Raw genomic sequence first — 21,664 nt, 5'->3', positions numbered from 1 at the left:
CGAGACTATGCCCCCGGTGTGGACAGCACCGTGCGGTGCGCCTGGTCGAGGACTCCGGGCAGGCGGTCGGAGAGTTCGTCGAGCCCCATCTCGTGGGCTGTTGTGACTGCTCGGTCGAGGACTCCGGGTGTCAGGGTCGCCGGGGTGTTCGCGATGGCCGCAAGTGCGTCGTCGTCCAGCGTCGACAAGGCGGGCAGGACCGTACCCCACGCGTCGTGCTCGTGGAGTGAGAGCGCGAACCCGTCGCGCCCGGCCTCGTCGAGGGCCACGATCAGGGGGACGAGACGGCTGCGGCTCCCCTCGGAGACCTGGGAGACCAGGGTGATGGCATCGGCGTACGCCCCGGTCTCGTGGGCGGCCCGGATGGAGTCGACGAGCAGCTGCTCGTCGATCCGCGCGACCAGCACGTCGAGCGCTGCGCTGTCGTCGGCATAGAGCGCCACCGCCAGCAGGTCGGGGCCGGCTGCGGCATCCACGACCTGCAGGGCGATCTCGGGTGTGATCACCGAGATGAACCTTCCGAGAGTCAGGTGCTCGCCGCGTTCGAGCAGTCGCCTGCCGACGTCGACCACGAGGGCCTCCGGCAGGCCGTCCAGAATCGGCTCGGCGCGCACCGGGTCGAGCGCGATGCTGACCTCCACCAGGTAGTCGGGCGTCAGGCTGCCGGCAAGCTTCACCGCGACCTTCGGGTCCATGCATGCGGCGACGCGCGCGGCCAGCATCGGGCCGAGAGCGAGCTGGGCGATCTTCGCCGCCAACGGGGCGGGCACGGAGGTCGCGAGCTTGCCCACCCTGCGGAACCGCGACTCATGTCGTCGGAACAGCGCTTCGCCCAGGGCCGTGCGGACCTGCCGGATGGCTTCCGGGTCATGGTCGGAGAGGAATGCCAGCTCGTCAGGGTGCACCCCGAGCGCCTGGGCCAGCTTGAGACTCTCGACGCGACCGGCCAGGGAGGTGGTCACCGTTCGCCGCCGAAGAGCAGGGCCTTGGCGCGGCCACGCAGGGGGCGTGGGATCGCGTTGACGGTCGCCTTGAGGCCGACCTCGACCGCGCTGTCCTCACGGGCGAAGGTGTCATCGACCAGCGTCACGAGCCGTGCGACCTCCTCCGCACCTACGTCGTCGAGTCCGGCCAGGGTGGTGGCCGGGACGTCCAGTCGTGAGGCCAGATCGGTGATGTCTGCCATGGGAATCCTCTTCAGGGGATGGAGATCGCGGCTCACCGTACTCCGCCCGGGAAGCTTCCGGCGCGATCCTCGATAGGTTGTCCGCATGATCGTCGCCTTCAGCATCTCGCCCGTCTCGGCGGACGGAACCGGCAGCGTGACCGACGCCGTCGCTGCCGCCGTCCGTGTGGTCCGCGAGTCCGGCCTGCCCAACGAGACCAACTCGATGTTCACCAACATCGAGGGGGAGTGGGACGAGGTGATGGCGGTGGTCAAGGCTGCCGTGGACGCCGTCGCTGAGGTCTCGCCGCGTGTCGGGCTCGTGCTCAAGGCCGACATCCGTCCCGGTCACGTGGGACAGTTGCAGGCCAAGGTCGAGCGCATCGAGGCGGCGTTGGAGTGAGAGCGCTGCGCACCGTCCTGGCTGTGCTGATCGCCGGCGTGCTGATCTGCGGTGCCATCGTGCTGCCGTTGCTGGCGCGATCCGACGACAAGGCTGCTGGGCGGATGGGCTCTGCGAACGGGCAGGTGGGCCCGGTGGACACCAAGGACCTGGCTGCCGTGCAGAAGTTCGAGGTGCCCTCGATCCAGCACACCCCCGAGACCGTGGACTATCCGCAGTCCCCGCCGGTGGGCGGGAACCACGATGGTGCGTGGCTCGAGTGTGGTGTCTATGACGAGCAGGTGCGCGAGGAGAATGCGGTGCACGCCCTCGAGCACGGAACGGTGTGGATCACCTATGACTCCTCACTGTCTGATTCGGACGTCGCGAAGCTGGCCGAGCTGTTGCCGGACGAGGGCATCCTCTCGCCCAACGAGGGCCAGTCGGCCCCGGCGATCATCACCGTCTGGGGGACCCAGTTGCGTCTGACGGGAGCAGGGGACATCCGGATCCAGCTCTTCCTCGACGCCTATGGCCAAGGCGAGACCGCGCCGGAACCGATGGCGAGCTGCCACGGCGGCGTACAGCGCCTCGAGAGTGAGGACGGCTCAGCGGCGTGACCATCGATCGAACAAATGTTCGATAAGATGGTGGTCATGGCCTCCTATGTCGCACCACCGGGCTGGCCCAGCCAGGTCCGTCCCCCCGACGCCCCGATGTGGGAGCGCACGGCCGAGAACTGGTTGCTGGACATCAGCCCGCCCGAGTTCCGCTCCTATCCGGTCCTGCGTCGGCACCCGGTCGTGCTGGCCCGCTTCGCGGTGCTCCATGTCGAGGCCAGCCAGCTCGCCTGCAATCGAGGGCTGAGCCAGGCGCGTGCGGAGCTGCGTGACGTGGCCGACCTGGACGTCGTGGAAGCCGCGGTGCAGGCATGGCACGCAGAGTCCGCCCGTCTGCTCGGGGTACGCCGGGCAGCCGGGCTGGTCGAGGAGGCGATCCGCGGACGCCGTTTCCGAGCGCGTCTGTGAGTCGGCTCCTCGCGTCCGGGCAGTAGCCTGCCCCCATGCGTCGATTCGCCAGCGTCCTCCTCGTCGACCGACGAGGTTGGTTGCTGCTGCAGGAACGCGACGAGTTCCCCGAGATCGACCCCGAGTGCTGGGGATGCCCGGGCGGACACATGGAGGCGGGGGAGACCGCCCTCGAGGCCGCCTATCGCGAGTTCGCCGAGGAGACAGGTGTCACCCTTTCCGAGGGCACCCTGCGCCACTGGCGCGACCTCTCCGTGCGCCATGCCGGACGCGACGGCGACGACCTGGTCCACCTCTTCCTCGCTCCAACCGACCTCACCGATGCCGACGTCACCTGCATGGAGGGCCGACAGATCCTCTTCGTCGACCCGGCCGACGTGCCCGGTCTCCCGCTGACCCGCGCGGCCGCCCTGGCCCTGGACGACTTCCTCGCCTCCACCGACTATCGCTCGTTGTTCGAGCACCGGGAGACCCGATGACCCTCACTGTGATCCCTGTCCCCGGACCCGGCGCCGAGGACGTCGTCGTGGCCACCTCCGGTCCCGATGAGGGCGCCGTCTTCACCGGCACCGAGGACGGCAGCATCTTCCGGATCAGCCACGACGGCATCCGGATCGATCGAGTCGCCGACACCGGAGGCCGACCACTGGGCATCGAGCTCCTGCCGGACGGTGCGCTCCTGGTCTGCGACGCGCATGCCGGCCTGTTGCGGGTCGACCCCCGCGACGGAGCCCTCGAGACCTTGGCCGACTCCGCCGAGGGAGCGCCCTTCGTCTTCTGCAACAACGCAGCCGTCGCACGCGACGGCGGGATCTGGTTCTCCGACAGCTCCACCCACTTCGGGATCGAGCGCTGGAAGAACGACCTGGTCCAGAACACCCGCACGGGTCGTCTGTTGCACCTCGCCGAAGGCGCCCGTGAACCAGAGGTGGTGCTCGATGACCTCGCCTTCGCCAACGGCGTGGCCCTGGCCCACGACGAGTCCTTCGTCGCGGTCGCCGAGACAGCCGCGCGCAGCGTCGTACGCCACTGGCTGAGCGGTGAGCGCGCCGGGCAACGTGACTTCCTGGCCCAGGACCTGCCCGGCTATCCGGACAACATCGCTCGCGGCAGCGACAGCCTGATCTGGGTGACCATCGCCTCGCCGCACGACCCGGTGGTGGACCGCTTGCAGTCCGGACCCATGTGGCTGCGCCGTGCCGCGACCCGTCTTCCCGCGGCGCTCCAGCCGAAGCCCAAGCGGACGGTGCGGGTGCAGGCGTACGACGACTCGGGACGGCTGGTGCGCGACCTCGACCTGGACACGCCCGACTTCCACATGGTCACTGGCGTGCGCGAGCACGAGGGAAGGATCTGGCTCGGCAGCCTGCACGAGCCGGCGATCGCAGTCGTCGACTCCTGACCCGTCACACCTTGCGTCTATGCTCGTTGGACACCTTTGTTGCACCGGAGATGGGAGAACCGCACGCATGAGCTATCTGGAGTCGATCTCGACCCCCAGTGACCTGCGTGCCCTCGACCCGGGGGAGTTGGACGGACTGGCCGCGGAGATCCGCGACGTCCTGATCCGCACCGTGGCCACGAACACCGGGCACCTCGGCCCGAACCTCGGCGTGGTCGAGCTGACCCTCGCCATCCACCGGGTCTTCGACAGCCCGAAGGACAAGGTCGTCTTCGACACCGGTCACCAGTCCTACGTGCACAAGCTGATCACCGGGCGCGCCGACCAGTTCGGCACCCTGCGCCGCGAGGGTGGCCTCAGCGGCTACCCGAGCCAGGCGGAGTCCGAGCACGACCTGGTCGAGAACTCCCACGCCTCGACCTCGCTCTCCTATGCCGACGGGTTGGCGAAGGCCTTCGCGATCAAGGGCGAGGACCGTCACGTGGTCGCCGTGATCGGCGACGGTGCCCTGACCGGCGGCATGGCGTGGGAAGCCCTGAACAACATCGCGATCGCGCACGACAGCCGTCTGGTCATCGTGGTCAACGACAACGAGCGCTCCTACACGCCGACCATCGGCGGCCTGGCCACCGCGCTCACCACCCTGCGGACCAACCCGCGCTACGAGCAGGTGCTCGACCAGGTCAAGCGCCGGCTCAACGCGGTTCCCGGCGTCGGCCCGGCCGCCTATGACGCGCTGCACGCGATGAAGAAGGGCGTCAAGGACGCCCTCGCGCCGCAGGGACTGTTCGAGGACCTCGGCCTGAAGTACGTCGGCCCCGTCGACGGCCACGATCGGGTTGCCATGGAGCAGACCCTCACCCGGGCCAAGCGCTTCAACGGGCCGGTCATCGTGCACGCGATCACCCGCAAGGGCCAGGGCTACGACCCGGCCGTGCGACACGAGGCCGACCAGTTCCACGCCCCCGGGCCCTTCGACGTGCAGACCGGGATCGAGAAGCCGAAGGACCCGATCTGGACCGACTACTTCGCTGACGAGATGGTGCAGATCGGTCGACGGCGTGAGGACATCGTGGCGATCACCGCCGCGATGATGCACCCCGTGGGTCTGCACCGCTTCGCCGAGGAGTTCCCCAACCGGACCTTCGACGTCGGCATCGCCGAGCAGCACGCGGCCACGTCCGCCGCCGGGCTGGCGATGGGCGGCCTGCACCCCGTGGTCGCGCTCTATGCCACGTTCCTCAACCGGGCCTTCGACCAGGTCCTGCTCGACGTCGCACTGCACAAGTGCGGGGTCACCTTCGTCCTCGACCGCTCCGGTGTCACCGGGGACGACGGCGCGAGCCACAACGGGATGTGGGACATGTCGATCCTGCAGATCGTGCCCGGCCTGCGCCTGGCCGCCCCCCGTGACCGCGCCCGACTGGTCGAGCTGCTCAACGAGGCCATCGAGGTCGACGACGCGCCCACCGTGGTGCGCTTCCCGAAGGGACCGCCGCCCGACGACATCGAACCGATCGGGAAGGCCGGGAACGCCGACATCCTCGTTCGCGAGGGTGAGCACGACGTGCTGATCGTGGCCGTCGGCTCGATGGCCACTGTTGCCGTCGACGTGGCCGGGCGCCTCGAGGCGCAGGGCATCGGTGTCACGGTCGTCGACCCGCGGTGGGTCAAGCCCGTGGACCCGGCGATCGTTGAGCTCGCTCGCGAGCACCGGCTCGTGGTGAGCCTGGAGGACAACGGCATCGTCGGTGGCTGCGGCGCAGTCCTGCTGCAGACCCTCAACGCGGCTCACGTCGAGACGCCGTTCCGGTTGCGCGGGATTCCCCAGGAGTTCCTCGACCACGCCAAGCGCGCGGCGATCCTGGAACGGATCGGTCTCACCCCACAGGCGTTGGCGCTGTCCATCGTCGAGGACATCACGGCGGTGTCCGAGGGCAGGTCGTTGATCGATGCGGACCACGGCACATAGGTCGCTTCGGGAGGGAAGCGCTTCACTCGTCGTCCTGGTGGCCCTGCTGATCGGCTCACTCGGACTCACCGGATGCGGACTGGGAGGACCGCCACCGGTGGCAACGCCGGTGGACGGCGCCAGTGCGCTCGTCGAGGAGGTGATCGAGGTGCTCGACGCGCGGGCCGAGGCGATCAAGGCCGGTCGGCTCGAGGACTACCTCCGCGGGATCAACACGACCGACGCCGGGTTCACGGTCAGCCAGAAGCAGTACTACGCAAACCTGCAGCAGCTTCCGCTGGGCCGGTTTGGCTACACGGTCCCGAAGAGCTCCACCCCCTCGACCGAGGGCGACACGACCACGCTGCTGGTCCTGGTGCGCCTCCAGCTGGACGGCTACGACGCCGTCCCGGTCACCACCCCGGCCCGGTTCTCGTTCGTCCGCAACACCGAGGGAATGCTGGTCCTGAGCGCCGCCCATGACCGGGCATGGGAACGCCGCCACGATGTCGACCTGGCGCCCTGGGACCTCTACCCGATCCGGGCCGAGGAGGAGTCCGGCGTGCTCGGCATCTTCGACGAGGCGAGCGTCGATGCCGCCGATGAGATCCTCGACGCCGTCCGGGACGGGGCCGGGCAGGTGCAGGCCACGGTCCCGTTCGACTGGAACGGTCACGTCGTCGTCTATGCACTGAGCTCGGTCGACGTGCTGGCGTCGCTGGACAACCTTCCCGGCGGGGATCCCGACGCCCTGGACGGCGTGGCCTTCCCGGTGCGTGCCGGAGCCGACTCCACCAAGGTCGCCAGCACCCGGTTCATGATCCATCCGCGGATGATCAGGCGCGACGAGCCGCTGCGCGACAGGCTGGTGCGCCACGAGCTGACCCACGTGGCGATGGGCCCTCGCGACGACAACGTGCCGATCTGGCTCTCCGAGGGGTTGGCCGAGTTCGTCTCGGTCCAGCCGGTCCCGGCCTACGAGCGGATGATCTCGCGCGATGCGCTCGAGGCCGCGCAGGCAGGGATGACCGAGCTGCCCCGGGACGACTCGTTCAACGGCGCTGAGTCGAGCCAGAACTACGGGATCGCCTGGTATGCCTGCGAATACATCGCCGCCACCTTCGGCCAGGACACGCTGTGGCGGGTGTTCGACGAGATGCGTCGCGCCGGCGGGACCAGCGAGGCCCGGCAGGACGACGTACTCCGCGAGGTCCTCGGCGTGGATTCGTCCGAGGTCGCCGAGGCGGCAGGGAAGAAGATCATCGCGACCTTCGGCTGAGCGGGCTCAGACCACCTTGATCACGGTGGTGCGGCCGCTGGTGAAGTTCCACACCTTCAGCGACATCGTCCTGCTCAGGCGGATGCAGCCGTGCGACTCGGACATGTTCGTGCCGAGGATGTTGGTGCCGTGGATCGACGCCCCGCCGGCCATCCGCCGTGGGATCTGGTGGAAGCCGACCCCGCAGGGTGCGAACCGCACGAAGTTGTCGAGCCACAGGCTGCCGCTGCGGTTCAGCTTCACCCGTGCGGCGCGCCCGCAGTAGGAACCGGTGCGGTAGGTGCCCTTGCGCAACACCGACGGGTTGTCGATCATGCCGGCCTGGACGATCACCCGGCCGCGGGTGTCGGTGATCCACACCCAGTTCTGCGATTGGCTGATCACGATCTGTCGTCGCTTGCCCGCCTGCCAGGGGACGGCGCGCGTGTCGCAGCGCCGACCGGTGCCGGCGAGCAGCCGGGTCCTGGTCCTGGTGTCCAGCTTCCCGGTCTGGGAAAAACCGTGACGGGACTGGAAACGGATCAGTGCGGCCTTGGTCCAGGTGCCCAGTCGGCCGTCCTGCGGACCGGCGTCGCAGCCGAGCTTGTTGAGGTGCCACTGGGCACGCTCGATCGTCGTTGCTGACTGGGCGGAGGAAGGCATCAGGGCCGTCATCGTTCCAGCGACCAGCATGATCGTCAGGACCAGAGCACGCTTCATCGATCCACTCCCGGGGTCTCGTCGAACGGGCTCGTTCGCGGTGGATCGAATTATGCCCCCGATTTGCGGCGGACCGGGGCTGGTTGCGGGAACACTGTGCGGATCGCTGATGTTGTCGCACTAGTCTCGGAAGACCGAAGAGCATCAGGAAGGAACACTGTGGAGCACCTGCACGTCGTTGACGAGGTCCCCGAACTCGTTGAAGTGGAGTCACTGCCGATGGTCGTGGCGCTGCAGGGATTCCTCGACGCCGGCAACGCATCCGGCCTGGCCATCGATCATGTGACCTCCGATGCGACCGGGCCAGTGGTGGCGACCTTCGACGTGGACGTGTTCCACGACTATCGCGCCCGTCGACCTGCGGTCTCGTTCGTCCGCGACCACTACTCCGGATTCGACGCACCCAAGCTGATCGTCCGCCTCATGCACGACGCCGTGGGGAGCCCCTACCTGCTCCTGGTCGGGCCCGAGCCGGACACCCGGTGGGAGGCGTTCGCGCGTGGCGTCCAGACGCTCATCACCAGGTTCAACGTGGACCTGGTGGTCTCCTTGGGCTCGGTGCCGATGGCTGCTCCGCACTCGCGCCCGCTGGCGCTCACCCACCACGCCAACCGTCCGGAGCTGGTGACTCGGCAGAACCCGTGGGTCGGCGAGATCCGCGTGCCTGCCTCGGTCGCGGCGCTGCTGGAGATCCGGCTGGGGGAGCAGGGTCACGACTCGACCGGGTTCGTCGCCCATGTGCCGCACTACGTCGCCCAGTTCGACTATCCGCTTGCCGCGCTCAGCCTGCTGGAGGGCGTGGAGGAGGCGACCGGCCTCAGCTTCGACCTCGACGCGCTCAAGGTCGCTGCCGAGGAGAAGGCGCGCGAGATCGACGACTACCTCGCCGAGCACCCCGAGGTGGCCGAGGTCGTTGCCGGCCTCGAGCAGCAGTACGACGCGTTCGCGCGCTCCGAGGAGTCGGGGAGCAGCCTGCTCGCCGACGAGACCGAGATCCCGTCCGGCGATGAGATCGGTGCCCAGTTCGAGCAGTTCCTCGCCGGGCTCGACGACCCCGACAACCAGGCCTGACCCCGACTCCGCCGAGTCATCCCCCGCACGAGAAGGATTTCCACCATGCCAAGCTCCGCAGAAGAGCTCCGTGAGTTGTTGGACATCGAGAGCATCGACGTCAACCTGTTCCGGGGCAGGCAGCCCGACACCGAGCTGCAGCGGGTGTTCGGCGGACAGGTGGCCGCCCAGGCGCTGATCGCAGCGGCGCGCACGATCGATCCGTCATTCAGCGTGCACTCGCTGCACTCCTACTTCCTGCGCCCGGGCGACACCGCCGTGCCGATCGTCTATGACGTGGAGACCCTGCGCGACGGCCGGTCGTTCGCGACGCGTCGCGTGGTGGCGCGCCAGCACGGTCGTCCGATCTATCTCCTGTCGACCAGCTTCCAGGTCTTCGAGGAGGGCCTCGAGCACCAGGACGCCATGCCCGAGGTGCCCGGTCCGGAAGACTCGCTATCGCTGGCCGAGGTCGTCCGGAGCCGGAATCCCGAGGCGGTGCGCACGCCCGACGACGAGAAGTGGGAGCGGGAGTGGGCGGCTCTCGACGTCCGCTATGTCGGCAACTCCAGCGCCGGGGGAGTCGCGGAGGACCCGTCCCGGCCCGCGCGTGCGCAGCTCTGGGTCAGGGTCGCCGGCGAGCTGCCGGACAGCCCGCTGGACCAGGTGGCCGCGTTCACCTATGCCAGTGACATGACCTTGATCGGGGCCACGTTGGTTCCGCACGATCGATATGTCGGTTCACCGGGGATGCAGGTGGCCTCGCTCGACCACACCATCTGGTTCCATCGACCGTTCCGGGCCGACCGGTGGTGGCTCTTCGACCAGCACTCCCCGAGGGCAGCGGGAGGGCGCGGGCTGGCGCTCGCCAAGGTCTATTCGGAGGACGGAACGCTGGTCGCCACGGTGGCTCAGGAGGGCTTGATCCGCCAGCACTGACCCGTCCCGCCAGGCGCCGATAACATTACAACGGTGTAATTCGTGACAAGACACGCCGGATGCTGCACACTTTGTTTGCTCCTGTGACTGGAGTTGCGTGTGGTCACCAATGTGACCACTGCGCATCGCGGCGGGTGCGAACCCCCCAAACAAACGTGGAGGGTCTGCATGCGCGCGCGCACGTGGTGGGCGGCTGTGGCTGCTGGATTGATGGTTGGCGCCTGGCCGTTCGTGGCGCCCGGTGGTGGACAGGCGTCGAGCGCTGCAGCAGCGGCCCCGCAGACGGCGTACCAGATGCCGTTCATGTGTGGTCAGAACTGGCGAGGCACGACCAGGTCGGGGCACTCGCCCAGCACGTTGTCGATCGACTGGAACCGCACCGCCGACAAGGGGATGCCGGTGGTGTCGTCGGCCGCCGGGACCGTGATCACCGCGCAGAAGACGGACAAGGGCGGCTACGGCAAGTTCGTCCTCATCGACCACGGCAACAAGGAGCGCACCCGCTATGCGCACCTGGCCTCGGTGACCGTGGTGGCCGGACAGGCGGTTGAGCAGTCCGACCTGCTGGGCACCGTCGGTTCGACGGGGAACTCCTCGGGTGACCACCTGCACTATGAGCAGATCGCCAGCGGCAAGGTGGTGCAGCCCTACTTCGCCGGGGTGAAGTTCACCTTCAACACCAACAAGGTCTCGACCAACTGTGTCGAGGTGCCCCTGGCTGCCGACTGGTATGGCTATGGCAAGAGCCGGATCACGATCTATCGCAGGGCAACCAAGTCGGAGTTCCTGATCTACAGCCCCGGCAAGGACCCGGCCGTACGTCGTTATGGCACGGCCAGTGACGATCCGCTGGTGGGCGACTGGGACGGCGACGGCACGGTCAATGTCGGGGTCTACACGCCCGCGACGTCCACGTTCACCTCGTATGTCTACAAGCAGGGAACGACCAAGATCACCTTCGGCAAGATCGGCGACAAGCCGGTGGCTGGCGACTGGGACGGCGACGGCAAGGACGAGGTCGGGGTCTGGACGCCCTCCACCGGTGAGTTCCGGCTGCGCGCTGCCAACGGCGCGGTCACCAGCATCAAGCTCGGTGACTCCAACGACCTGCCGGTGGCAGGCGACTGGGACGGCGACGGCAAGGACGACGTCGGGGTCTTCGACCGGCGCTCGGCCACCTTCACGTTGCGCAAGGTCGACAACGAGGGAATGGTCTGGCTCGGTCAGGTCCAGCACGGTGCGGCCAACAGCATGCCGGTGACCGGCGACTGGGAGGCCGATGGACGCACGGACCTCGGCGTCTGGGTCCAGGCCACTGCAGAGTTCAACCTCCGCAACGGTGGACCGGCACCCACGAATGCTCGCCGGTCGGTCAAGACCATCTTCGGGCTGAACCGGGGCTGAGCTGCTGGCCGAACGGCTGGCTCACCGACGCAAAGGGGCGCCGCACATCGAGAGATGTGCGGCGCCCCTTGGTCGTGCCCAGCGCGGTTGTGCCCAGAGCAGTGGTGCCCAGGGCTGCCGTGTTCAGAGCGAGCGTGCGCGACCCAGCAGGTGTGGAGCCTTCGACTTCGCGCTGTTGACCGCGAAGTCGAAACCGGTCGCGGTGGCCCGTGCACCGAAGGTGACCGAGCTTGGCAGGAAGACCGGCTTCTTGAACGCCGCCTCGACGCAGACCGCGTCGGGCAGTCGGTTCTCGATCGCGGCGATCGCGCGGGCCTTGGTCCACATCCCGTGGGCGATGTGGCGCGGGAAGCCGAAGGTCTTGGCCGTCAGGGGGTGGAGGTGGATCGGGTTGCTGTCGCCGGAGACGGCGGCATATCTGCGACCCAGGTCCGCAGGCAGGCGCCAGGTGGCGCCACCGGAGGTGACCGCGGCCAGGTCGAGGCCGCGCTCACCGTTCTCCTTGTCGCCCTTGCCCACCCGCAGGTAGGTCGAGGTGCTCTCCCAGATGGTCTCGCCGTCGGCCTCGATCGAGACCTCCATGTCGAAGGCGCGTCCCTTGCTGTGGACCCGAAGGTTCCGAGCCTGCGCCACCGCGCTGACGGACTCACCGATGCGGACCGGCCGGTGCTGGACGATCCGGTTCTCCAGGTGGACCGTGCCGATCGCCGGGAACGGGAACGACTGGTCCGACATGATCGCCATGTGCAGCGGGAAGGCCACCATGTGCAGATAGGGCAGCGGTGCGACGTCCTTGACCGGGAAGCCGCAGACGCGGGCATAGGCGCTGACGTGGTCGCGCTCCACCACGACACCCTCTCGCCGGAACGCGAGATCGGGCAGGTCGCGACTGGTCTTCTTGACGCCGGGGAGCTGGTTGACGCCGGGCAGGGTCGGCAGCGCAGCCCGGAGCATCGTGGAGATGCCGCCCCCGGCGCCGCTCAGCGTGCGTACCTCGGCAGGTTCGGTCATCTCAGGCACCCAGCATCATCTGGCCGCAGACCCGGACCACGTTGCCGTTGACCGCGGTCGAGGCCGGGTTGGCATACCAGGCGATCGTCTCGGCGACGTCGACCGGGAGCCCGCCCTGCTGCATCGCGTTGAGTCGCTGGCCGACCTCGCGCGTCGCGAAGGGCACGGCGGCGGTCATCGCGGTGATGATGAACCCGGGTGCGACGGCGTTGATGGTGATGCCGTCGGTGAGCTCGTCGGCGAGGGAGTCCACGAAGCCGATGACCCCGGCCTTGGAGGCCGCATAGTTGGTCTGGCCCACGTTGCCAGCGATTCCGGCGATCGAGGCGACACCGATGATGCGCCCGTTCTTGTTGATCGCGCCTTGGTCGAGGAGCTCGCGGGTGATCTTCTCCGGAGCGGTGAGGTTCACCGAGATCACCGAGGACCAACGGTCCTCAGCCATGTTGGCGAGCTTCTTGTCGCGGGTGATGCCCGCGTTGTGCACGACGATGTCGACACCGCCGTGGTTCTCCTTGACGTGGTGCGCGATGCGCTGCGGGGCGTCGTCGTGGGTGATGTCGAGGGTGAGGCTGTCGCCGTTCAGCTCCTTCATCACCGACTGCAGCTCGCTGGCGGCCTGCGGGACGTCGATGCCGAGGATCGTCGCACCGTCGCGGTGCAGGACGCGGGCGATCTGCTCGCCGATTCCACGGCTCGCGCCGGTCACGATGGCCAGCTTGCCGGCCAGCGGGCGCTCCCAGTCCTTGAGCTTGACTGCCTTCTTCTCGCCGTGGGTGCCGATCCGGACGACCTGGCCGCTGACATAGGCCGACTTGGGAGAAAGCAGGAAGGCGAGCGTCGAGTCGACGGCCTGCTCGGCGCCGGGCGCCACATAGACCAGCTGCGAGGTCGCACCCCGGCCGAGCTCCTTGCCCAGCGAGCGGGTGAAGCCCTCGAGGGCGCGCTGCGCAACCCTCTCGCCGCCCTCGACCAGCTCGGGCGGGGTGCCGAGGACAACGACGCGGGCGCACGACTTGAGGCTGCGCAGCAGGGGAGTGAAGAACTCCTGCAGGGCGATCAGCTCACTAGAGGACTTCAGGCCGGTCGCGTCGAAGACCAGGCCCTTGTACTTCTCGCTCTCGGCCTTCTCGTCGGTGTTCGCCACACCGAGCCGGTCCAGGGCCTCTGTGAGGGCGAGGCGGCCGTCGCCACCCGTGATCACGGTGCCGTCAACGAGTGGGGCGCCTTCCGTCCAGCGGTCGAGCTCCACTGGGTCGGGCAGGCCCAGGTTCTTGACCAGCAGCTTGCCGATCGGGGACTTGGTGAAGGACTGGTAGCGGTCGCTCATGGTTGATCTCGTCCTGTCGACGTCGGGGGTCGGTTCGGCCTGGTCGTCAGGCCACATGCAGGATATGTAACTAAAGGTGTAACTCAGAGTCCACTTTTCGTGATCTCTGACTCAATGGTTTCCATCCCTGCGCACCAGCGGCAAGGATAAGCAGCCCCCGAACAACACAGGAGAGACTCATGCAGGCAGAGACCCGTCGCGTTGCCATCATCGGTGGCAATCGCATCCCCTTCGCCCGCTCGAACACGGTCTATGCAGACGCCTCCAACCAAGAGATGCTGACCGCGGCCGTCGACGGGCTCGTCGAGCGCTTCGGGCTCGAGGGTGAGCAGCTCGGCATGGTTGCCGGTGGCGCTGTGGTCAAGCACTCCCGCGACTTCAACCTGGTGCGCGAGGTCGTCCTGGGCTCCAAGCTGAGCCCGCGCACTCCCGCCGTGGACATGCAGATTGCCTGCGGTACCGGTCTCCAGGCGCTGATCACCGTCGGCAACCTGATTGCCCTGGGCCAGATCGACGTCGCCATCGCCGGTGGCTCCGACACCACCTCGGACGCCCCGATCGCGATCAGCGAGAAGCTCCGCAAGAAGCTGATCAAGGTCAACCAGGAGAAGGACACCAAGGGCAAGCTGCGCAAGCTGCTCAACATTCGCCCCGGCGACATCGGCATCCTTCCCCCGGCGAACATCGAGCCGCGCACCGGCCTGTCGATGGGTGACCACCAGGCGATCACCGCACTCGAGTGGGGAATCACCCGCGAGGCCCAGGACGAACTGGCGGCCACCTCGCACCAGAACCTCGCCCGGGCCTGGGAGCAGGGCTGGATGGACGATCTGGTCACGCCGTTCCGCGGCGTCGAGCGCGACAGCCACCTGCGGCCCGACTCCACCGTGGAGAAGCTCGCCAAGCTCAAGCCGGTCTTCGGCAAGGGCGAGGCCGCCACGATGACGGCCGGCAACTCCACCCCGCTCAGCGACGGCGCCTCCGCGGTGCTGCTCGCCTCGGAGGAGTGGGCCAAGGAGCGCGGTCTGCCCGTGCTCGCCTACCTGACCGAGTTCCAGACCTCGGCCGTCGACTACGTCGGTGGTGACGAGGGCCTGCTGATGGCCCCGGCGTACGCCGTCTCCGAGATGCTCGACCGGGCCGGGCTCACCCTCCAGGACTTCGACTACTACGAGATCCACGAGGCGTTCGCCGCCCAGGTCCTCTCGACGCTGAAGGCATGGGAGGACCCGGTGTTCTGCAAGCAGCGCCTCGGGCGTGACACCCCGCTGGGTGCCATCGACCGCAGCAAGCTGAACGTGAACGGCTCGTCCTTGGCGGCCGCTCACCCGTTCGCTGCCACCGGTGGCCGGATCGTTCCGGTCCTGGCCAAGCTCCTCGCGGAGAAGGGCAGCGGCCGGGGCCTGATCTCCATCTGCGCCGCTGGCGGCCAGGGTGTCGTGGCGATCCTCGAACGCCCGTGATCACCACCTGAACACGGCGAAGGGCGCCGGCATCCTCATTGGATGCCGGCGCCCTTCGGCGTTCGTGAGCGTGGAGTCAGGCTCCCTTGGCCAAGGCCAGGCTGGTGTCGATGAGGTAGCGACGCACCTGGGCCACCGAGAGCGGGGCGATTGTCGGGATGCCGGGGGCGAGCTCCTGGATCACCATGCCGACCCGGGCCAGCTGCAGCGCCCCGAAGCCGGTGGAATACATGTAGTTGGCCAGCAGGGTCGTGTCGTCGACCTTGAACAGGCCCGCCGCAACACCCTCGTCGAGGGTGGAGCTGAGCTGGACCAGGCACGAGGAGATGCCACGGCCCAGCCGGAAGAGCGCGGACTCGGAGATCTCGTCGAGCAGCTCGGGGCCGGGTCGGCGCATCAGTGTCTGGGCGCAGTCCACGAAGGCGGGGTGCTCGATCCCGAAGTCGACGAAGGTCTCCACCAGGCTGGCCAGCTGCGCCTCGGGGCCCTTCCCCTCGGCGACGACCTTGGCCATCGCATCGCGCAGCTCGTCGAGATAGCCGACCAGGGTGAGCGCGAAGAGCTCCTCCTTGCCGGAGAAGTGCCGATACAGGATGGCCCGGTTCGTGCCCACCGACTTGGCGATCTCGTCGATCTGCACGTCCCGCACGCCACGCTCGTCGAAGAGCGCCCGGGTCGCTGCCAGGATCTCGGCCTCACGCTGTCGGCGGCGCGTGGCGGCAGCTGTCCGTCTCTTGTCCGGCTTCGCAGTGCTCATGGGTTCATCCTAGGCTGGTGTAACTCACTGTGGCACGCTGTGTTGACACGTGTTACGTGATTGCTCGATCCCGGGACTGGACTGAAGGGCATGGAAGCAGTGGAACGCAGGTGGCGGCCGGCCTGGCCGTGTCCGGCCCGGCAGATCCTCTCGGTCGCCCGGCGCGGAGCGGGCGACCCGACCTACCGCGTCGACGATGCCGGTGCGCACTGGCGCGGCATCCGCGCGCCCACCGGGCCGACTGCCCTTCGGGTCTGGGAGACCGCGTCCTCGGGCGAGGTGTGCGCCGAGGCCTGGGGCGAGGGGGCCGAGTGGGTGCTGGACCAGCTGCCCCAGATGCTGGGTGCCGAGGACGACTGGAGTGGGTTCGAGCCGCGCCACCCGTTGCTGGTCGAGGCGCGCAGGCGCCACCCGCACTGGCGGATCGGGCGCACCGGCCTGGTGATGGAGGCGCTGGTGCCCGCGATCATTGAGCAGAAGGTGACCGGTCAGGAGGCCTTCATGGGGTTCCGGCGACTGGTGCGCGCCCACGGCTCGCGGGCCCCTGGTCCGCATCCGGACCTGTGGCTGCAGCCCGACCCGCAGCGGCTGGTCGCCGTACCGTCGTGGGACTGGCTCAGGTTCCGCGTCGATCCGGCGCGCTCGCGAGCAGTGGTCGCGGCGGCGCGGGTCGCCGGGAGTCTCGAGCGACTGACGGGGTTGCCGCACCCCGAGGCCGATCGCCGGATGCGCTCGGTGCCCGGGATCGGAGTCTGGACCAGTGCCGAGACACGGGTGCGCGCCCATGGGGACCCCGATGCCGTGAGCTTCGGCGACTATCACGTCGCGGCCGACATCGGTTGGGCACTGACCGGGGAGCCGGTCGACGACGCGGGCCTGGCCGTCCTACTGCGGGAGTGGGCCGGACATCGCTACCGGGTGCAGGGGCTGCTCGGGCTGGCGGGCGCCCATCGTCCCCGTCGAGGGCCGAGAATGTCGCCACGCGGTCATTTACCTGGTTGAGCAGATGTCCAACAATGATACAAATGGTCTTCGCGTGTCGGCCGCTTCGTAACTTGCGTCACTGTCGGGCGTTGTGGGCAGTGCAGGGCATCAGCAGCGGACAGGGGTCGGATGAGGACGCAGGGTGGGGGCGGCGTGACGGCGTCGCTGCCGGCGCGGGTGATGACCGACCTCGGCGGCCGGATCCGTACGGGCATCGAGACCGCCGGTGCGATGATCGTGCTCGCCTGCGAATCGATCGCCTCGGGATTCACCGACATCATCCGTGGCAGGTTCTCCTGGTCGGAGTTCCTGCTCCAGGCGTGGTTCATGAGCCGGGTCTCCGTCCTGCCGACGATCCTGGTCGCGATCCCGTTCGGCATCATTGTGTCGATCCAGGTCGGTGGCGTAGCCGCACAGATCGGCGCCTCGTCGTTCGCCGGTGCGGTCAACGGCATCGGTGTACTGCGCCAGGGCGCGCCCCTGGTCACCTCGATCATGATCGCCGGGGCAGTCGGCGCAGCCATCACCTCCGACCTGGGCGCGCGAACCATCCGCGAGGAGGTCGACGCCCTGAAGGTGATGGGGATCAACCCGGTCCAGCGACTCGTCGCCCCCCGGGTGCTGGCAGCGCTCGTCGTCGCGTTCTTCCTGAACATCATCGTGGCCTCGACCTCGATCATCACCGGCTACGTCCTCAACGTCGGGGGAGGCCAGGTGAGCTCGGGGACCTACATCGCCGCCTTCGTCTCCTTCGCGCAGCCCACGGACCTGTTCCTGGCCAGCTTCAAGGCGCTCATCTTCGGCTTCATCGCCACGATCGTGGCCTGCCACAAGGGCCTCACCGCGACCGGCGGCGCCAAGGGTGTGGCCGACGCCGTGAACGAGGCCGTGGTGATCAGCGTCGTCGCACTCGCCATCGTCAACGTCGGCCTGACCCAGGCCTACGTGATGCTCGCCCCGGCCCGGATCGCGTAGGGCGATGGCAAAGGCAACGGCAGGCGTCCAGGACGCCCTCACCCGGTTCGCGGACTTCGCCTGGTTCTGCTGGACGACCTTCCGAGGCACCCGCTTCACGCTGCAGCGCTACTACAAGGAAGTCCTGCGCCAGCTGGCCGACATCAGCTGGGGATCGGGTGCCCTGCTGGTCGGCGGCGGCACCGTCGGCGTGATGGTGCTGCTCTCGTTGTCGGCGGGGACGTCGTTGGGCATCGAGGGCTTCAACGGCCTCGAGATCATGGGCCTGGCCCCGCTCACCGGCTTCGTCTCGGCCGGGGTGAACACCCGTGAGCTGGCCCCGTTGGTCGCAGCGCTCGCACTCGGCGGCCAGGTGGGCTGCCGGTTCACGGCGCAGATCGGCTCGATGCGGATCTCGGAGGAGATCGACGCGCTCGAGGTGATGGCCGTCGAACCGATGCGCTACCTGGTCACCACCCGCGTGCTGGCGTGCATGTTCGCGATCCTGCCGCTCTACCTGATCGGCCTGCTGGGTGCCTACGCCGCCTCCGAGGCCTCGGTGGTGCTCATCTTCAACCAGTCGCGAGGGACCTACGAGCACTACTTCTATTCCTTCATCGACGCCCGCGACGTGTTCCTGTCCATCGTGAAGATCCTGATCTTCGCGCTGATGGTCTCCCTGATCCACTGCTGGTTCGGGTTCCGCGCCTCCAGCGGTCCCCAGGGCGTGGGCGAGGCAACGGGCCGGGCGATCCGCGCCAGCATCGTGTCCGTCGTGGTGATGGACATGATCCTGACCCTGGTCTTCTGGGGCAACGATCCGGGATTCAGGGTGGCTGGCTGATGAGGCGCGCTCCTACGGTGTCGCCCGCGTTGCGAGGCGGACTGATGCTGATCCTGTGCGGCGTGCTGCTCGCGCTGCTCCTCGCCAAGTCGTTCGGCAAGTTCGACACCGTCGTGCCGGGCTCGGTCGTCCTCGACACCGCCGGCGGGGCACTGGAGACCGGCGCCGAGATCAAGCTCGAGGGCGTGGTGGTCGGTGAGGTCTCACAGATCCGGCCCGCCGAGAACGGCGTACGCCTCGAGCTCGAGTTCGAGCCCGAGCAGGCCAAGAAGGTGCCGGCGAACTCCACCGTCCGGGTGCTCCCGGTGAGCATCTTCGGAGCGGCGTACGTCGAGCTGCTGCGGCCCAAGTCCTCCACGGGTGTGCTCACCGACGACGTCGTCCTGAAGCAGGACGAGTCGGCCACCACCGTCGAGCTCGGTGACCTGCTGGAGGAGACCCAGGAGCTCGTCGACGCGCTCGGCCCGGCCGAGCTGGCCACCATGCTCGAGACCTTCGCCAGCACCCTGGACGGGAAGGGCGAGAAGATCGGCACGATGATCGAGACGGCGGACCGGGTGGTCTCCCGGATCACCCCGATGATGCCGCTGATCCGTCAGGACATCCGGCTGGCCACGATCGTGATGTCGACGTTCTCGCGGATCACCCCGAACCTGTTCACCGCGCTCGACGGCATCGTGGCCGCCTCCCGGACGATGATCGACCGGGAGAAGGAGTTCCAGGACGTGCTCGCCGGCCTCTCCGACGCCGGTGTCTCGGTGGACGAGCTGGTCGCGTCCAACAACGAGGCGCTCACCTACCAGGTTCCCTATCTCGCCCGGGTCGTGCACGCCCTGCACGCCTCCCGCGGTGACGTCCCACGCACGTTCGCTGCCGTGCTCGCGCTCGCCGACAACGGCATCCCGGCCTTCAACTACGGCCCCTACATGCGCATCGACGCCGACATCAAGTTCTTCGACGAGCCGGAATATCGCCAGAAGGACTGCCCGACCTATCAGGGCCTGCGCGGAGAGGGGTGCTGATGGAACGCGGCGTACGCATGATCGCGATCAAGTTCGGCATCTTCGGGCTCATCGCCATCCTCCTGTTCGCAGCCCTCTACAACACGATGACCAACAAGGTGGAGGGCGAGACCAAGACCCTCTATGCGTCGTTCACCAACGTCAGCGGGCTGCGCGCCGGTGACGACGTACGCATCTCGGGGGTCAAGGTGGGCCGCGTCGAGGGGATCGAGGTCCAGGACAACCGCCTGGCCCGGGTCCAGTTCACCGTCCAGGACAAGCAGGCGGTCAGTGACACCACCCGAGTGGAGATGCGCTACCAGAACCTGCTCGGCCAGAAATATCTCGCGCTCACCCCTGGCTCGACGCCGGGCAAGAGGCTGGCCGCGGACGCCGAGATCGGACTGAACCGGACCGATCCGGGATTCGACCTGACCGCACTGCTCAACGGCTTCGAGCCCTTGTTCAACGTGCTCTCGCCCGATGACCTGAACACCCTGGCCCACAACATCGTCTCGGTGTTGCAGGGCGAGTCCGGAAGCATCGAGTCGCTGCTCGGCGAGACGGCCGAGCTCACCGCGTTCCTGGCTGACCGCGATGAGGTCTTCGGTGAGGTCGTCGACAACCTCACGCCGGTGATCGAGAACCTGTCCAGCAAGTCGGACGAGTTCGACACGGCACTGGTCGAGCTCAAGACCCTGGTCACCGAGCTGAACAAGAGCTCGGACCAGTTCTTCACCCCGCTCGCCATGATCAGCAAGAACCTGGCCTCCACGACGAAGCTGATCAACGACATCCGTCCCTCGCTGCAGCGCGACATCGAGGCGATCAAGACGCTCGGCGGGACGATCAAGCGGGGAACCCCCACGATCGAGACGGCCTTCGACGCACTCCCGGACCTGCTCTCGGCGTTCATGCGCTCGCAGTCCTACGGCAGTCACCTGCAGGTCTATCCGTGCATCTTCGGGATCAGCCTGATCGGGGACGAGCCGCTGTGGCTGGGCCCGACCGACGGTCCGTTCTCGGAGGCATGCCGATGAGCTTCGATAAGTCCCCCCGGGGATATCGCCGGATCGGCCTGATGGGTGCCGGGGCGCTTGCCCTCGTGGCCGCCCTGATCATGGCGCTCACCCTGTTCCCGTTCGGCAAGGACACCTACACCGCCGAGCTCGAGCACACTGCCGGCCTGCGCGTCGGCGAGGAGGTGCAGGTCGCCGGGGTGGGGGTCGGCGAGGTGCGCAAGATCGAGCTCGACGGCAAGCGCGTTCGGATCGAGTTCACCGTCGACAAGAGCATCGAGCTGGGCAAGGAGACCACGGCCGAGGTCAAGGTCGCGACGCTGCTCGGCACCCACTTCCTGCTGGTCAGCCCACAGGGCGGGGGAGAGCTGGCCGCCCAGAACGTGCCGTTGGCGCAGACCCGGGTGCCGTTCAACCTCCAGGACGTCCTCAACGAGACCGGGGACCTGTCGCAGAAGCTGGACGTCAAGGCGATCACGAAGTCCCTCGACGAGATCTCCACGACGATGGACGCCTCCCGCGAGGAGTTCGTGCCAGCGTTGCGCGGCATCTCGGACGTGTCCCAGATGTTCGCCGAGCGATCCGACGACCTGGCCACCCTGCTCAAGTCGACCAGCACGTTCAGCGAGCAGCTGAACAGCAACAGTGACGACATCACCCAGTTGCTCAAGCAGGCCAACGTCTTGATGACCGAGCTGACGTCGCGGCGTACGTCGATCCACAACCTGCTCGTCGACCTGAGGGCGGTCGGCACCGAGCTCACCACCCTGATGACCGAGAATCGCGAGGACGTCGGCCCGATGCTGGACAACCTCAACGCGACGATCACCCTGCTCACCAAGAACCACAAGAAGCTCGGCGAGATCGCCGAGACGCTCGGGCCCACCGCTCGCTATTTCGCGAACTCGACCGGATCCGGGTCCTGGCTGGACCAGTACATGCCCGAAGCGACGCCGGACGGCATCCGCTGCAAGCTCGAGGGGAAGTGCTGAGATGTCATCG

Annotated in this window: 23 protein-coding genes; 17 read left to right on the top strand and 6 right to left on the bottom strand. The window is 67.9% G+C overall.

Annotated elements, in window-relative coordinates; all coding sequences use genetic code 11:
* Window positions 1–5: 5 nt before the first annotated feature.
* Complete coding sequence (locus tag BJ980_RS03705) at window positions 6–962, bottom strand: hypothetical protein (RefSeq protein ID WP_179501045.1); 957 nt, start codon at window positions 960–962, stop codon at window positions 6–8.
* Entirely contained in the window at window positions 959–1,186 is a 228-nt protein-coding gene (locus BJ980_RS03700; RefSeq protein WP_179501044.1) for a hypothetical protein, read from the bottom strand. The genes BJ980_RS03705 and BJ980_RS03700 overlap by 4 nt, the downstream gene beginning before the upstream one ends.
* A gap of 85 nt (window positions 1,187–1,271) precedes the next feature.
* On the opposite strand from BJ980_RS03700, the gene BJ980_RS03695 reads away from it, so the two are divergent.
* From BJ980_RS03695 to BJ980_RS03665, 7 genes are all read left to right on the top strand, one after another.
* On the top strand, window positions 1,272–1,568 hold the full coding sequence (locus tag BJ980_RS03695; RefSeq protein ID WP_179501043.1) for an MTH1187 family thiamine-binding protein: 297 nt from the start codon (window positions 1,272–1,274) through the stop codon (window positions 1,566–1,568).
* Entirely contained in the window at window positions 1,565–2,167 is a 603-nt protein-coding gene (locus BJ980_RS03690) for a DUF3105 domain-containing protein (RefSeq protein WP_179501042.1), read from the top strand. Before BJ980_RS03695 ends, BJ980_RS03690 begins: the two co-directional genes overlap by 4 nt.
* A gap of 36 nt (window positions 2,168–2,203) precedes the next feature.
* Entirely contained in the window at window positions 2,204–2,575 is a 372-nt protein-coding gene (locus BJ980_RS03685; RefSeq protein WP_179501041.1) for a hypothetical protein, read from the top strand.
* 35 nt (window positions 2,576–2,610) lie between these two features.
* Window positions 2,611–3,054, top strand: coding sequence for an NUDIX domain-containing protein (locus BJ980_RS03680; RefSeq protein WP_179501040.1), 444 nt, complete (start codon window positions 2,611–2,613; stop codon window positions 3,052–3,054).
* The gene (locus BJ980_RS03675; RefSeq protein ID WP_179501039.1) at window positions 3,051–3,977 is read left to right on the top strand and encodes an SMP-30/gluconolactonase/LRE family protein; all 927 of its coding nucleotides are present in this window, start codon (window positions 3,051–3,053) and stop codon (window positions 3,975–3,977) included. The genes BJ980_RS03680 and BJ980_RS03675 overlap by 4 nt, the downstream gene beginning before the upstream one ends.
* Window positions 3,978–4,044: 67 nt before the next feature.
* Window positions 4,045–5,949, top strand: a complete 1,905-nt coding sequence (gene dxs / locus BJ980_RS03670; RefSeq protein WP_179501038.1) for a 1-deoxy-D-xylulose-5-phosphate synthase — start codon at window positions 4,045–4,047, stop codon at window positions 5,947–5,949.
* 97 nt (window positions 5,950–6,046) lie between these two features.
* Window positions 6,047–7,207 carry a gluzincin family metallopeptidase gene (locus tag BJ980_RS03665; protein WP_179501037.1) on the top strand — a complete coding sequence of 387 codons (1,161 nt, stop codon included), beginning with the start codon at window positions 6,047–6,049 and terminating at the stop codon, window positions 7,205–7,207.
* Between the two features lie 6 nt (window positions 7,208–7,213).
* Here BJ980_RS03665 and BJ980_RS03660 read toward each other — a convergent pair whose 3' ends face one another.
* Entirely contained in the window at window positions 7,214–7,906 is a 693-nt protein-coding gene (locus BJ980_RS03660; RefSeq protein WP_179501036.1) for a L,D-transpeptidase family protein, read from the bottom strand.
* A 159-nt stretch (window positions 7,907–8,065) separates the two neighbouring features.
* On the opposite strand from BJ980_RS03660, the gene BJ980_RS03655 reads away from it, so the two are divergent.
* From BJ980_RS03655 to BJ980_RS03645, 3 genes are all read left to right on the top strand, one after another.
* Window positions 8,066–8,977 carry a proteasome assembly chaperone family protein gene (locus tag BJ980_RS03655; protein ID WP_343047673.1) on the top strand — a complete coding sequence of 304 codons (912 nt, stop codon included), beginning with the start codon at window positions 8,066–8,068 and terminating at the stop codon, window positions 8,975–8,977.
* Window positions 8,978–9,022: 45 nt separating this feature from the next.
* Window positions 9,023–9,895, top strand: coding sequence for an acyl-CoA thioesterase (locus BJ980_RS03650; RefSeq protein ID WP_179501035.1), 873 nt, complete (start codon window positions 9,023–9,025; stop codon window positions 9,893–9,895).
* Window positions 9,896–10,063: 168 nt separating this feature from the next.
* Window positions 10,064–11,299 carry a M23 family metallopeptidase gene (locus tag BJ980_RS03645; RefSeq protein ID WP_179501034.1) on the top strand — a complete coding sequence of 412 codons (1,236 nt, stop codon included), beginning with the start codon at window positions 10,064–10,066 and terminating at the stop codon, window positions 11,297–11,299.
* 123 nt (window positions 11,300–11,422) lie between these two features.
* Here the strand turns inward: BJ980_RS03645 and BJ980_RS03640 are convergent, their stop codons facing one another.
* Entirely contained in the window at window positions 11,423–12,310 is an 888-nt protein-coding gene (locus tag BJ980_RS03640) for a MaoC family dehydratase (RefSeq protein WP_218855400.1), read from the bottom strand.
* A gap of 1 nt (window position 12,311) precedes the next feature.
* A complete protein-coding gene (locus BJ980_RS03635) occupies window positions 12,312–13,640 on the bottom strand; it encodes a 3-oxoacyl-ACP reductase (RefSeq protein ID WP_179501033.1) in 1,329 nt (442 codons plus the stop codon).
* Window positions 13,641–13,819: 179 nt separating this feature from the next.
* On the opposite strand from BJ980_RS03635, the gene BJ980_RS03630 reads away from it, so the two are divergent.
* Window positions 13,820–15,103, top strand: coding sequence for an acetyl-CoA C-acetyltransferase (locus tag BJ980_RS03630; protein ID WP_179501032.1), 1,284 nt, complete (start codon window positions 13,820–13,822; stop codon window positions 15,101–15,103).
* Between the two features lie 76 nt (window positions 15,104–15,179).
* On the opposite strand, the gene BJ980_RS03625 is transcribed toward BJ980_RS03630, so the two are convergent.
* Window positions 15,180–15,860: a TetR/AcrR family transcriptional regulator gene (locus tag BJ980_RS03625; RefSeq protein WP_179501031.1), complete on the bottom strand. Its 681-nt coding sequence runs from the start codon at window positions 15,858–15,860 to the stop codon at window positions 15,180–15,182.
* A gap of 90 nt (window positions 15,861–15,950) precedes the next feature.
* Here BJ980_RS03625 and BJ980_RS03620 point away from each other — a divergent pair, with 90 nt between their 5' ends.
* The 6 genes from BJ980_RS03620 (at window position 15,951) to BJ980_RS03595 (ending at window position 21,654) form a co-directional block, all read left to right on the top strand.
* The gene (locus BJ980_RS03620; protein ID WP_179501030.1) at window positions 15,951–16,862 is read left to right on the top strand and encodes a DNA-3-methyladenine glycosylase family protein; all 912 of its coding nucleotides are present in this window, start codon (window positions 15,951–15,953) and stop codon (window positions 16,860–16,862) included.
* Between the two features lie 111 nt (window positions 16,863–16,973).
* Entirely contained in the window at window positions 16,974–17,819 is an 846-nt protein-coding gene (locus tag BJ980_RS03615) for an MlaE family ABC transporter permease (RefSeq protein WP_218855399.1), read from the top strand.
* Window positions 17,820–17,823: 4 nt separating this feature from the next.
* Entirely contained in the window at window positions 17,824–18,642 is an 819-nt protein-coding gene (locus tag BJ980_RS03610) for an MlaE family ABC transporter permease (RefSeq protein WP_179501029.1), read from the top strand.
* A complete protein-coding gene (locus BJ980_RS03605) occupies window positions 18,642–19,664 on the top strand; it encodes an MCE family protein (RefSeq protein ID WP_179501028.1) in 1,023 nt (340 codons plus the stop codon). The genes BJ980_RS03610 and BJ980_RS03605 overlap by 1 nt, the downstream gene beginning before the upstream one ends.
* Window positions 19,664–20,683, top strand: a complete 1,020-nt coding sequence (locus BJ980_RS03600; RefSeq protein WP_179501027.1) for an MCE family protein — start codon at window positions 19,664–19,666, stop codon at window positions 20,681–20,683. The genes BJ980_RS03605 and BJ980_RS03600 overlap by 1 nt, the downstream gene beginning before the upstream one ends.
* A complete protein-coding gene (locus BJ980_RS03595; RefSeq protein ID WP_179501026.1) occupies window positions 20,680–21,654 on the top strand; it encodes an MCE family protein in 975 nt (324 codons plus the stop codon). The genes BJ980_RS03600 and BJ980_RS03595 overlap by 4 nt, the downstream gene beginning before the upstream one ends.
* The last annotated feature ends 10 nt before the right edge of the window (window positions 21,655–21,664 follow it).

The organism is Nocardioides daedukensis, from assembly GCF_013408415.1.
Lineage (GTDB): Bacteria > Actinomycetota > Actinomycetes > Propionibacteriales > Nocardioidaceae > Nocardioides > Nocardioides daedukensis.
The sequence above is the reverse complement of the archived record's forward strand: the minus strand, read 5'-3'. Positions and strand labels throughout refer to the sequence as shown.